The following is a 13,344-nucleotide window of genomic DNA, read 5'->3' on the forward strand; positions in this document are numbered from 1 at the left end:
AATTAGCATAAAAGTTGTTAATTCCCTGTGTTTTACGTTGAACTATAGGGTAAATAGCATTAAACTCAGGGCGCTTGATATTCGGTTTTAAAATCGCAAAGCGAATTAAGCGTACATTCTAAAAAAATGTTTGTTTAATGAACAGTTAAGGGTTGCAGGGTTGACTTGTTTAGTCTAGTCTGCTTAAACTTGACTTGTTTGGTTGTTACTTAGGTGACGGCCTAGGTAAGAAAACAATGAAAAAAAACAGAGATAAGCATTTATCTCAGTTTCATGAAACTTGGAGAATGGAAAACATGTTTAAGAAAACTCTACTTGCGCTAGCAGTAGCTGGTACATCTTTAAGCGCAACTGCTGGTGTGCTTACTGTAGACGTTAAAGAAGGTGCAGATACTGCTGCATACACAACTGTGGATGCACTAGATTCTGGCAATGCAAACCAAGCAGTTAACGCTTGTGCTCAAGCTGCAACTGCACTAGGTGTTTCTGTAACGCTTAACGGTCAAACGCCTAACAACACTGCAAATAACGATGATATCACTATCACTAATACCAAAAATGGTACTTTCAGCTCAACTTCATCAGTAACTTACACTGGTGCGGACGCTTGTACTGTTGTTATCGCTGACCAAAAAATCTCAGCAACTACTGCTAAGTACTCACTAGAGTCAGCACAAGCGAAAGGTGTAGAAATCAACGCTACTCAAATCGCTGGTATCGGTGGTTACACTGAAGAAGATACTATTTCTTTTGAAGTAACTGGCGGTGTAGTAAACGAGCAAGCAAGCTTAAATGCTAAACTAGAAAGCATCGGTACTACCGGTGTTGCTGGTACAAACGCTCGTGGTTCATTTACCCTTCTAGGTGTTGTAGGTAACAAAATCCTATTCACTGTAGACACTGGCTACAATGGTGCAGCAAACGAAATGCTACGTCTAACTGGTGTATATGTAACACCTAACACTGGCGTAACTGAAGTTTCTGTTGCTTCTGAAGTACAAAACACAGCGAACGTTAAGTACGACATTACTCCTGCTGAGAAGCTAGCTAACCTAGCAAAACAGTACAGCGCTAAAGTACACGTAAAAGGCGACGGTATTGTTGATGTTCAGAAAGATCGTTTTGAGTTTGAAGCGAATACTAAAGATACATCAGACACTTTCCTAGCAACAGACGAAAGTAAAACTGGTCTACTTAACCAAGATACATTCGTTGTTGAAGTAACAGAGAATACTACACTAGGTAACCTTACTCCTAAGAGCGGTAACATTGTTGTTAAAGGTAACTTCTCTTGGTTAAAAGACTTTGCTGGTACAGACGGTAAGCTTTCTTCAGCTGAAATCGCTTCTGCACTAACATTGACATCTTTTGATGACCTAGAGACTACAGGTGCTACTATCGGTCAAGCAAAAACTGCTGGCGATGACGTATTTGACACAGCTAAGCTTAAGCTTAATGATGCAATGAACGAGTTGACTATCCCTGTAGCTTCTGGTGCAGACAACGATATCGACAAGTATCATCAGGTTAGCTTCAAGGTTAAAGGTGCAAACCAAAACCCTGCAGCAGTTGTAGCTCTATCTGAAACAACTTACACAGCAAGCATTGATTTCATCAATAACAAAACTGCTGATAACACAACTTCTGACGTTGCACTAAATGTTGTAACTGACGCTGAAGTTGCTCAGTGGACACTTAACGGTTCAGTAGTTAACGTACCTTACATCCCATTTGGTCCTAACACTCAACCAATCATCCGTCACACTAACAAAGGTGTTCAGACTGGTGATATCTCTGTTCGTTACATGGTAGAAGGTTCTTCTGGTAACACTGAAACTAACGAGTGGAAACCTCTAGGCGTAATCATTGAAGATGCTAAGCCAGGTGTACGTAACCTACTTGACATCATCACTGAGAAGCTAACTGCTGAGCTTGGTAACGATCAGTTCAAAGTAGCGTTAGAAATCACTACTAATGTACCAAAAGAAGACGTAACTGTATTCGCAGCGGCTAAAATCACTGCTGAAGGTCAGGACCGTGTAACTATCGGTGCATTCAACGGTCAATAATAGTTAACTATTTTGATAGCTATAATAAAGCGAGCTTAGGCTCGCTTTTTTTATGCTTGAATTCAGACCTAATAGTGTTTATTTTCAAGTATCTTTGTGATCAATTGGCAATAAAGTATTGAGAGGTTGCTTGAGCTGCTCGTGTTGTTATAAGCCTATAGAGTTGGTGTTTGTTGATATCACATTTATTCAAACTGGTACTTAAACAACTCAATATCCCTTTTATAAAAGTCAGCAACAAATTCAGTTGTTTCATTGTCAAAGTAGGATTGATAAGAAGGTTTTACTTTCTTACCAATTAACTTTTCTAGCAGTGGGTGTCTTTTTGTTGTTTTATTTCTGTATGGCAAATCGACAACATGTCCAAAAACGCGTTGGCTGATAGTCTCAAAATCATTCATTAAGTTTTCGAATTTACCAACAGTATCTACTAAACAGTCATTTCCTTCATAGAGAAAACAATGTTGTGGAACTAAGTGCCTTAAGTTCCCTATATGGTTTTGATAATCATCAGAGTCGCAGCTAGGCAGGTAATCCAGTACAAAGTGCTTAAAGCTAAACGGGTGTTGCTTGTATGTATATTCTGATACCAACCTACTCCAAGGGTTGCGCACAAAACTAAATTTATAGTAATCGTTAAATTGCTCAGGAGTTATGTAGCCAAGTTGCACATATTCGCTGGCGGTTAAATGAGCGAGTCTAGGAGGACCTTTCTTGGGGTTACTGTTTTTTTTGAGTAAAAGTGGCGCTCTTTCTTCCCAGGTTAAGGAAAGTTCATTAAGAAATGCACTTTCAATACTTTGACCTGCAACTTTTGGTATGTGAACAAAGATGCAGTGATGTTGGTGAGATATCATATTAATGATTCCTAAGTATTTTGTATCTTGCGAAGTAATATCCGAGGAGGTTTTGCGTGCTCATTGCAATGGCTGTTGTAATAGCAGCGCCCAGTGGACCATGATTAGTAATGAGGTGCATGGCCAATATAACAGTAATAGCAGCAGTGAATATGCTAATATTTTGGTAGGTTTTTTCTTGGCCACTCATCGTTAACAGTGTGATTGCAGGTCCCGTAATAAGGTTAATAACTTGACCTGCTATAAGTACCAGTAACCATAATTCACCCTGTTTATAATCCTCGCCAAAAATACCTAATAAATATTCTGAATAAAAATAGAACAGTAAAACCGTGATTGCGGCGACGAAAATAGATGTTGATTGACTAAGTGAAAACAGTTGCTTTACTTCATCTAGACGGTGTTGTGAGTAGCTTTTTGCGAACTTTGCGGCCGTTACACTATTTAAGGCAAACAAAAAAATACTTGGGAGCATCGCTAGCTTGGTTACGATGGCATAAACGCCAAGTTGCGAAAGAGACACTTGTGTACTTAGGTATAGTTGACTCCCTTGTTGCACCACTAAATAGACTAAACCACTAATCCAAAACGCTTTTGCACTTATCCAGAATGAATAGCGTGGTTGGGGTGTTGTGGTGCTAGGGGGGCGAAGTTTAATTACAATAAATAGGCTAGTAATAGCTGTAATGCACAGTGCGCCAGTCACAAGATACAATACCAAAGCAAGAGTGCTCAAATGCATGGTTGTAGCACCAAGGAGCAGTATACATAGGCTAGCAAATCCACTGAATGTGGTAAATAAGCTGGGTTTTGATAAGCCTTTGAAAATGCATGCGTTTAGATTGATTATTGCAGTGGCAAATGAGGCTATATGCAGTAATGTCCAAAATTGAAAGGTAGAAATACCTGAAATGGATAATAAACTATAAAAGTGACAGAGTAATCCAGTTATCACTACCGTGATAGAAGTGCAGGTAAAGAAAACAGCATATACACGCGGTAAAAACCTGACAATATTAGTATGTTGCTTAGAAGCAATGAAGCGAACTGCGGCTTGGTCCAGTCCACATTTACTTATTGCTACAATAAACAAAATAAGTAGTTGAAATAAGGCAAATAGACCAAAATCATCTGTTGATAACTTTTGAGCAAAGTACCAATTAACTAGAAAGCCTAGTGTCGTTGTCAGTAGTTTTAGCAGTAGCGGAAGCCTCATTTGGCTTAGAAAATTATTACTTAACAATTGCGTTATACTCTCGTATTAATTGTTGTGCAATTGCACCCCTACTGAAGTTGCTATATATGTAAGCGTGTCTTTGATTGCGCTCATTTAAGCCACACGACGTCTTTTTCAGTACTTCAAACATGAGTTTGGTGAGGGTATCAATCGTGGAGTCTTCGGCAACTTTCCCATTTAGCTTCTTAACGACGTATTCAGGCCCATCACATGGAGAACTAATGACTTCCAGTCCACAAGATAGTGCTTCATGTACAGCAACAGAAAAGGTTTCATATTCGGACCAATTAACATAGCAGTCGCTGGATTGCATAAGTTTAGCGACGGCTTCTCTAGAGCTATCGCCAATAAATTTAACTTGTTTTAATCTTAAAGACTCACACAGTGTTTTGAGTTTTTGTTTATCTTCTCCGTCTCCAACGATTAATAGTTTGGCTTTTGGGTGTTCTTCAGTGATGTATGAAAATGCGCTAATAATGCTAGCAACTCGTTTAACTGGTCTTAGGTGGGCCACAGTAATAAAAGTGAAATCATCTTGTATTTTTTCTTTAGGGGTGAATAACTTTGAGTCAACCACATTGCCAATGACCTCAATAGTCCTATCTAACTCAAACCTGTCCCGTAAGATGCTAGCTAGGCTCTCCGAGACACAAACTAATTGATTTGCCGCACGGTAGGCTTGACCTATTAATTGTGTCTCGAATTTAGGCGTTGTCGATAATTTTGCTGCTGATGCATGTTCTGTAATTACAAAGGGTATCTGATACTGTTGGGCTATTTGTTTTGCTGCAAGACCAGCTCCTCCTCCTGGTCCATAAAAGCAGCTATGGGCATGCAATACATCAGGTAATCCAAAGTCTTGAGTATATTGCTCAAACAGTTTTTGATATTGCACCATTCGTTGTTTTAAGTTTATTCGGTACAGTGCTGGTAAAGTAAAATATCGATTTCTTTTGGTATTGATTTGTACATCATTTAATTGAGAAGGTGGTGTACAAGTCAAGGCATGTTTTATTGAAACCGGCTCGGGATAGATAACGCCAACATTACATCCATGTTCTTTTAACGAAAGTGCCTGCTCTTTGAAAAAAGAGCCTAGGGTTGGTTTTTGACTGGTGTGATACCAAGAGGGTAAAAATAATACATGCATGTTGTAATTCGAGTCGTATTGCTAAACAGCCAAGCGATTGTTCTGGTATAGTATCACCTAATTTTACAGAATACTTTGATATTTTCGATGATTAAAAAGCTAACAAGGCTTCTTAAACGCTGGTTGCCACTTCCTGTCTACCCGTATAAATCTTATATGATAAGAAAGCAGTGTATTTTTATTCACATTCCAAAAAATGCAGGTACCAGTGTCTTAAAGGCATTTGGCTATAGAGGTTATCGGCTTCATGCTAAGTGGTTTGATTATAATGAATCTAACCCATATCTTTTTGAACGCTATCATAAGTTTGCTATCGTTAGAGCGCCCTTAGCAAGGTTATATTCTGCTTACAACTATGTAATAAAAGGTGGTAACCAGAGTGAAGGGGATAGGGCGTTGCAACAGCAGGTGCTAAGTAATGCCAGAACGTTCACGGAATTTGTAGATAAGATATTGACTCCTGAATTTGTGTTGTTTCAACCTTTATTTCAACCACAGAGCTACTATATATTTGATTCTCAGTATCAATGTAAAGTTGATACTATTTTACGCTATGAATCTTTGAATCACGATTGGCGTAAGCTTTGTATTTTGAAAGGATGGACAATGGAGTTACCTTGGTTAAATAAAGGGGCTTCAACATTACCCGAGGCGCTCTCCCCGCAACAGCTCGAAAAAATTCAATGTTTATATAAAGTTGATTATGAATTACTAGGTTATCGCTTCAATGAGTAGGAATACGATTATACTCACAAGCAATGCTTACCTTCCTAATATTGGAGGGGTCGAAAATTCCTTAATGCAATTGAGTAAAGCGTATCATGAGTTGGGTTTTCGAGTTGTGATCATTGTTAGTAACGTTAATACTGTTAATAAACAAACCTTACCGCTTTGCGAAACTACCGAATACGCAACCATTTGGAGGTATGACGTTTGTTTTCATGGGCAACAGCACTCTAAGTTGAAAGCATCCCTTTTGGGTTGGCAAAATATGCGACGTTGCTTTAGAGCCGCTAGGGTTGAGTTTGGTAACGCTTTGGTCATTAGTCGTTATCATATTACTACTATCCATGCTCGATTAGCTGGCTTTAGTCGAGTGAGCTATTTATTACCCGGAGTTGTTAAATTCCAAAACCAGCCAAGCAATACTCATAAAGTGGAAGGGCTAAGGCAAGTCAAACAATGGTTAGCGCTTTTTTATCATCATGCGATTCAAAAACTTGCTTTACAGGTAACTGAGAAAAATTTTGTGTTTAGCAGTAATATGTTAAACCAGTTAGCTCAAATTGGTTTTGATTGTAGCAAGGTGACAATGGTGAGCCCTGGAGTAGATACAAATAAATTTATTTCTCTTGATGTAAACGCTCAAACCGCCTTGAAAGGCAAGCTGGGATTACCCTTGGATAAAAACTTATTACTCGTTGTCGGACGGTTTACCGCGGCAAAGGGAATTGAGTATGCAATTCGGGCACAGAAAGAGCTTTTACATACACATTTAGTACTTGTAGGTGGTGGGGAGCTGGAGGATTATTATAAATCCTTAGTTGTGAAACTTGGTATTGAGGAATGTGTTACTTTCGTTGGTGCTGTAGCGGATACTTCTCCATTTTATCAGGTAGCGTCACTATTTCTTATGACATCAACTTATGAACCGTTTGGACAAACTATTCTTGAAGCATTAAGTTGTGAAGTGCCAGTTATTGCGTTTCGCGTAGGAGAGACTGTGAAAACGGCAACTTTCGAGATGCTTGGTGACGATGCATGTTTTTATGTGAATACATTAGATGCTAGTGATTTGGCAAAAACTATTTCATGTGCATTAGCAGACGTTGAAAAGCGAGCGCAAATTTCGCGTAACGGCGTGGCTTTTGTTAGGCAAAAATACAGCTGGAATGCATTGGCTAAATCACTAATAAAGTAAGCAAATATTGCTATTTAGGATTTTATCAAAAATAGCAATATGACTCGTAAGATTACTCTGTTGTGGGGTTGTATTGGTATATTCGACTTGTCATTTGGGTCGTCAACGCACCTCCAATTTGGTACTGCTTCTGATCAACTGACTCCATTTTAAAGTCACGCAAGTAGTAAGTTTCAGAGCCTTGTTGCTCCGTAGCACTTGGATTGCTTGATAGGTTACTCCACTGCATAGTTTGAGTATCGTAATTCAAAACGTGTGCTGCGCTATGAAGCTGAATGTTTTGCTCATTATGCGTCAGCGTATAGTAGCTCCCGAAGAGCTCAGCCGGTACTTGCTCATTTAAGAGTATCTGAGCGCTTGAGAGTTGATATTGAATTAAGTGAGCTTGTTGCTCTTGAGTATTGTTAGCCGTTATAAACAATTCGTTTCCGATAAACTGGCAGTCAGTAATCGATAGATTTGGTAGTGATGCCGGTTTGTGAGACCAAGTTGTATCAGCGGTGGCCAGCTGATAAGCATACGTGGTGTTACCTTGTTGGGTGAACGCAACAATCGTGTCACTATTTGCACAACTCGCTAGAACATTATTTTCAAAAGGGGCAAATTTGGGCGCTGCAATTGATGTCCATTGTTGTGTACTAAAATCAAAGATCTCCATTGTTTCCTTGGGTGTTGATGTGCTTGGGCAGGCCTCTGTTCCACCGAAGAGGAACAGCTTATTGTTTGATACTTGAGCTTGATAATAGTAGCGAGACTCGTTTGCAGAAGGTAAGGCTTGCCAATCCGTGTTTGTGGTTGCAAGTGAGTGGATCTCAGGTGCGCTTAAAGGTGCATTTGCGCAACTCATTGAGGAAGAAAGTGATGCTGCATGACTTGCAATGATGATTTTCTTTCCAAGTGTCGCAGACTGCAAGTGACTACCTAGATTGTTTGGGATCTCTGAAAAAGCTTGCCATGGTTGAGATACAACCTCTATGTCGAAAGGGGGCAGCGATACGCTATGTTCGCCATCCAGTACAGATATAACAATTTGCCGATAGTTACCAAGCTGTTCGATATTAGTAGGCTTTCCACTTAGCTCACCGGTTGTTGTATCAAATTCCGCCCAACTAGGTTTGTTGGTAATTCCGAATTGATATGTGCTAGTTTCACTGTCAACGTCTTCAACAGTTGGCGTGAAATGATAGCTGTCGTTAAGTTTGATAGCTTCGGGCGAGGGGGTTCCCGAAATTGTGGGAGCGTCGTTAATCGCTTTGACTGTGATATCGACGGTAACTTCGTTACTTAATACCCCACCTTTTTTAAATTTGTAAGTGAAGCTGTCAGTGCCATTTTTGTTTGGTGCTGGTTGATAACTTAGGCTCAAGCCAGTGCTGGTGAGCGTGCCAAGAGTGGGTGACTTTATGACTTCAACGGTTATTGTATCATTTCCACTTGGTGCGGACTTTGGGTTAACCGTAAGTGTGTAGGTTGTATCTTCTTGGGTGGTAAATGCTGTTGATGTTTCTACAGTAAAGCTTCCTTGGCCGCCGATTACATCATTGTCATTTTCATCTGAACTCCCCCCACAGGCGCTTAACAAAGCACTGGCAATGATAGTAGAGATTATTGACCTATTCATAAATACCTTCTCCTTGAATGTTGTGCTCACCCTAGTGTGAGTATCTGTTGGACGAAATTCAAGCAATATCTTTTCAATACCTTGAACGCTAATATTATGGCTTACGATAAGATATTTTGTGGCGTAGATGAGTTGCATTGCTCGTGTTAGAATGGAAGTTTGATGATGAAGTCAAGGTTAATACTTTTCGCGTAGTGACTGGTTTGACTGTTGATGTGTTAATATTGCAAATTAAAAGATACGCGCTTGGCCACAAATAACTTTTTAAAAAATATCCTAACTCTTGTTTCGGGCACTGCTTCGGCGCAACTCATTTTGTTACTGATCTCGCCTGTTTTGACACGACTCTATAGTGCGCAGCAGTTTGGTAACTTCGGTGTGTTCGTCAGTATTATCACTATACTTTTAGTACTCGTCAGCTTGAAGTATGAGCTCGCGCTTCCCCTTATAAAACAACATTCGATTGCTAAGGTGTTACTACACCTCTGCTTTATCTTAATCATACTGAGCTGCACAGTGGTTGCAGTTGTTGTCTATGCATTTGATTCATGGTTGATAGCGCATCTCAATCTATCGCTAGATAAAAGTGAGCTTTATCTTATCCCTGTTGCTCTATTTGCTTGTGGTTGTTATCAACTTTTGCATTTTTACGCGATTAAAACAGAATCTTTTCGGGTGTTAAGTGTGTCAAAAGTGACGCAGTCTGTGATTATAGCAATAGCGCAAGTTGGACTTTCGTTGTGGACGGTTTTTGGTTTAGTGCTTGGGCATACTTTCGGATTTATTGCATCGACTTTGATGTTTTTATTACAAAAGCGAGATACGTTACACTTTAACGGCTACAACCCAAAACGGTTGCTAGCGGTTGCTAAACGCTTTAAAAACTTTCCTAAGTATACGCTTTGGGCTTCATTGGCTAACACCTCAAGTACGATGTTGCCTGTAGTACTGTTCTCAGGCTACTACTCTGCGGCACTTGTTGGGCTCTACATTTTGGCACATAGAATGTTATTTGCACCTGTAACGCTCATCGGAAATGCGGTTGGAAATGTCTTTATGTCAAACGCCAAACATTATTTAGTTGCTGGAACGTTGGCAAAAAATACCCTAGATATTCATAATCGCCTGATACTGATTGCTATGCCTATTATGGCCTTAACTTTGCCTTTTTTACCTGAGATATTTGCAGTGGTTTTCGGGGAAAAGTGGACTGAAGCGGGGGAGATTGCTCAGTTTATTGCTATATGGATCTACTTTGTATTTACTGCGTCTCCTATCAGTACCGTTTTGGTTGCAATGGAAAAGCAAAAGCTTGCGGCTTATTTCGATTTTGGTTCTTGTATCGTTCGTCTAGGCAGCGTAGTGCTGTTATCTTCCATGGCTTTTAAAGATGCAATTATGTACTTTTCAATTATCAATGCACTTGTAGTAAGTGCCTTCATCTTATTGGTTTTTTCTCAGCTCAATATTTCTATAGCAGACTTGATCATGCCGCATTTAAAAGCGTTTGCTGTTTTATGTTTGCCAAGTTTTGTGATTATTCGCTTACTTGCCGAGCAAAGTGATTTCATTGGTTTTCTCAGTGCAGTGTTTGTCGTGTTGCCATTAACTTTACTGATGATAAGGAAAAAGATTTGAAAGTGCTCGTTTTACCTTCTTGGTATCCACCGTACAAAGGGGAGTTTATTCAGCAACAGGCGGAAGCGCTGGCTGAACAGGGACATGATGTCATAGTGCAAAGCGTAGAGCGTATTTCACCAAGAGAGCTACTGCGATGGTTGAGTGCTTGGTGTTGGTTGTTTTCCGGTCGTTACACGTTATCGCAAGAAGGTCCGTTGACTGTCGCACGGGCGCCATTACCTGGTATTCCAAAGTTTTATACATTATATGCTGAGCTGTTTGCATTTAAATCTAAGCAAGTATTTAAACGTTACAGAAAGGTGATGCAGTACCAGCCAGATGTGATCCACGCACATAGTTTAATATGGGCCGGATATGCAGCGAGCAAAATCGCAAAAATGCTTCCGGTTAATTATGTGGTCACCGAACATCGAGGGCGATTTATTAATAATCAGTACGTAAATGAGAGTGAAAAACAGGAAATGTCACTGGTACAGGTTAAAAAAGCGCTGCAAGGGGCAAGTAAAGTCCTATGCGTCTCATCTAAGCTTATTCCTTACCTACAGAAAGTGTGTCCTGAAGCCAAGCTTGAAGTCCTTGCCAACATGGTAGATGTGGATCGTTTTACAATGAAACGTTCAACAGTACACCAAGCTTGTCAGTTTATCTGTGTTGCGCATGTTACGCCCCTAAAAGGTCATGAAACTTTGCTCCAAGCCTTCGCGAGCGTAGCATCCAAAGATAAAGATGTCTCATTAACGATAGTCGGTGATGGTTGGTATTTAAACCGAGTCAAGGAGTTGGCTGTAGAGTTGAACCTAGAGAACCGAGTCAACTTTACGGGTAATTTGACGGCGAGTGAGGTCGTGAGTGCGCTTCAGCAGGCAGATGTTTTTGTTCTTCCAAGTCAATACGAGGCCTTTGGAGTAGTATATATCGAAGCAATGAGTGCAGGCTTACCGGTTATCGCTACGAATACTGGTGGGGCTGTGGACTTTGTAAATAAAGAAAATGGCATTTTGGTTGAACCAAATAATATCGAGTTACTTGCGAATGCGATGCAGTATATGAGGGATAACAGAGCACAATACTGTAGCCAAACTATTGCAAAGCAAACTAGGCAGCGTTTCTCTACTTTTCACATTGCCAATCAACTTAGTGAGCACTTACAGAGTGTATCGGAAGTCAAATGATGTATAGCGTAATAACAAACCATGTAAAAGCGTTCGATGTACTCGGAAGTCCCTACTTAGAGCAAAAAGAGCTCGATGGTAGTGAGTTTGAGCGTAGGTTTTTCGAACGACATTCCCTCTCTTCATTATCTGGTTTTTTTGCATTGCTCAGCCATGAAGACGAGTTTGTGAGGCTTGTAGTTGATAGAGTTCGCTCGATTCCATTATTTTATGCAGTAAAGAATGACAAAATCTTGTTCTCCTCTGATTATGCTTGGCTGCATTCGCAGTTACAGCAAAATGAAGAGTGTGAGCAGGGCAGGGCTGAGTTTGCACTAACTGGCTATGTTTGTGCAGACAGAACGCTATCTAAGCAAATAAAGCAAGTTGAGGCGGGCCAAGAAGTCATCATTTGTAAGCGTACTGGGACAGTTAGCAAATCAAACTATTTCCTATTCCAACATCATGAGCCTGAGGTTCAGGCTGAGTCGCTATATGTTGAGCAGTTAGACATTGCAGTGAGGGCTGTATTCAAACGGCTTATAGAGTTTGCCGCTGGACGCCAAATTGTGCTGCCGCTTTCTGGTGGGTTTGACTCTCGACTCATCGCTTCAACGATAAAACAGCTTGGCTATCAAAATGTTGTCTGTTTTTCCTATGGCTTAACAGGAAATAAAGAAGCAACGCTGAGCAAGCAAATTGCTACTGGGCTGGGCTTTCAATGGTACTTTGTTGAGTACAACGAAGATAAATGGCGCAATGCTTGGTTTAGTGATGAAGCCGATGAGTTTCGAGAGATGGCCTCTAATGGTGTGTCTTTACCACATATACAGGATTGGTTAGCAGTCAGAGAATTAAAAGACAAACAGTTAATTTCAAGCGATGCCGTTTTTGTGCCGGGCCACAGTGGCGATTTTGTCGCAGGCTCTCATATCCCAGACATTGTTTTTGAACAACAGCAGTTCTCAAAATCTGACCTAACCTCACAATTGCTCACGGATCACTATAAGAATGTGCCAAGGCAACTAATTGAAACGCAGATATTCAATCAGATAAGAGCAAGCCTGCAGGAGCAACTATCGGGCGGTGATGCACTTAATGCGGAAGCGTTTGCTAATCAATATGAACTCTGGGATTGGCGAGAAAGACAGGCAAAATACATTATCAATTCGGTTCGTGTGTACGAGTTTTTTGGCATGCAATGGTGGTTACCCTTATGGGATAAGGAGTTTGTTGAGTTTTGGTGTGAAATGCCACTGCAATATAGGAAAAAACGCCTTTGGTATAACGCCTATGTTGCTGACAGATTCAAATCCATAGTTGGCGCCCAAAGTGAAATCGCGGATAAAAATGCGGCGGATTTCAGCTTTGCTCGTAGGTTAGCGCATAGACTTTATCAAGTGATGCCTACACAGCTCAAACAGTTTATCTATGGTAAAAAACTCAGAAATGACTTTGATAATCACTTTTTGGCATTTGGAGCGTTGCTTTCTGATGAGCAAAAAGATGAATATGCTAAGTTTGGTTACACCATGATTGGAGTTTATTCCTTACTGTTCTTGCAATCTCGCTGGGGAAATAAAGAGAGCTAGCAGAAAGTATTGTTGATTGCATTCTTTAACAGTTTTATTTCTGATACATGCTATATTCGCTCAACTTCATAAGCAGATTGTGACTTTTGTAGGCAATTAACAGCC

At 40.3% G+C, this 13,344-nt stretch carries 10 protein-coding genes; 6 read left to right on the forward strand and 4 right to left on the reverse strand.

From position 1 onward, the window contains the following. Positions 1 to 236: 236 nt before the first annotated feature. Positions 237 to 2,069, forward strand: a complete 1,833-nt coding sequence (locus JJQ94_RS07905; protein WP_099029058.1) for a hypothetical protein — start codon at positions 237 to 239, stop codon at positions 2,067 to 2,069. 185 nt (positions 2,070 to 2,254) lie between these two features. On the opposite strand, the gene JJQ94_RS07910 is transcribed toward JJQ94_RS07905, so the two are convergent. From JJQ94_RS07910 to JJQ94_RS07920, 3 genes are read right to left on the reverse strand one after another with little or no spacing between them, the layout of a single operon-like run. Next, the gene (locus JJQ94_RS07910; protein ID WP_099029059.1) at positions 2,255 to 2,926 is read right to left on the reverse strand and encodes a sulfotransferase family 2 domain-containing protein; all 672 of its coding nucleotides are present in this window, start codon (positions 2,924 to 2,926) and stop codon (positions 2,255 to 2,257) included. Between the two features lies 1 nt (position 2,927). Further along, positions 2,928 to 4,142, reverse strand: coding sequence for a lipopolysaccharide biosynthesis protein (locus tag JJQ94_RS07915; RefSeq protein WP_099029060.1), 1,215 nt, complete (start codon positions 4,140 to 4,142; stop codon positions 2,928 to 2,930). A gap of 16 nt (positions 4,143 to 4,158) precedes the next feature. Then, on the reverse strand, positions 4,159 to 5,313 hold the full coding sequence (locus JJQ94_RS07920; protein WP_099029061.1) for a glycosyltransferase: 1,155 nt from the start codon (positions 5,311 to 5,313) through the stop codon (positions 4,159 to 4,161). 87 nt (positions 5,314 to 5,400) lie between these two features. On the opposite strand from JJQ94_RS07920, the gene JJQ94_RS07925 reads away from it, so the two are divergent. Both JJQ94_RS07925 and JJQ94_RS07930 read left to right on the forward strand, forming a co-directional pair. Next, positions 5,401 to 6,048, forward strand: a complete 648-nt coding sequence (locus tag JJQ94_RS07925) for a sulfotransferase family 2 domain-containing protein (protein WP_099029062.1) — start codon at positions 5,401 to 5,403, stop codon at positions 6,046 to 6,048. A gap of 64 nt (positions 6,049 to 6,112) precedes the next feature. Beyond that, on the forward strand, positions 6,113 to 7,234 hold the full coding sequence (locus JJQ94_RS07930) for a glycosyltransferase family 4 protein (protein WP_172439891.1): 1,122 nt from the start codon (positions 6,113 to 6,115) through the stop codon (positions 7,232 to 7,234). Between the two features lie 52 nt (positions 7,235 to 7,286). On the opposite strand, the gene JJQ94_RS07935 is transcribed toward JJQ94_RS07930, so the two are convergent. Then, positions 7,287 to 8,855: an Ig-like domain-containing protein gene (locus tag JJQ94_RS07935; protein WP_099029064.1), complete on the reverse strand. Its 1,569-nt coding sequence runs from the start codon at positions 8,853 to 8,855 to the stop codon at positions 7,287 to 7,289. Positions 8,856 to 9,101: 246 nt separating this feature from the next. On the opposite strand from JJQ94_RS07935, the gene JJQ94_RS07940 reads away from it, so the two are divergent. The 3 genes from JJQ94_RS07940 to JJQ94_RS07950 are packed head-to-tail and all read left to right on the forward strand — an operon-like array spanning position 9,102 to position 13,239. Then, the gene (locus tag JJQ94_RS07940) at positions 9,102 to 10,493 is read left to right on the forward strand and encodes an oligosaccharide flippase family protein (RefSeq protein ID WP_099029065.1); all 1,392 of its coding nucleotides are present in this window, start codon (positions 9,102 to 9,104) and stop codon (positions 10,491 to 10,493) included. Positions 10,494 to 10,495: 2 nt separating this feature from the next. Next, complete coding sequence (locus JJQ94_RS07945) at positions 10,496 to 11,668, forward strand: glycosyltransferase (protein ID WP_236596621.1); 1,173 nt, start codon at positions 10,496 to 10,498, stop codon at positions 11,666 to 11,668. Next, positions 11,665 to 13,239 carry an asparagine synthase family protein gene (locus tag JJQ94_RS07950; RefSeq protein WP_099029067.1) on the forward strand — a complete coding sequence of 525 codons (1,575 nt, stop codon included), beginning with the start codon at positions 11,665 to 11,667 and terminating at the stop codon, positions 13,237 to 13,239. Before JJQ94_RS07945 ends, JJQ94_RS07950 begins: the two co-directional genes overlap by 4 nt. Positions 13,240 to 13,344 lie beyond the last annotated feature (105 nt).

It is taken from the genome of Pseudoalteromonas sp. GCY (assembly GCF_016695175.1).
Lineage (GTDB): Bacteria > Pseudomonadota > Gammaproteobacteria > Enterobacterales > Alteromonadaceae > Pseudoalteromonas.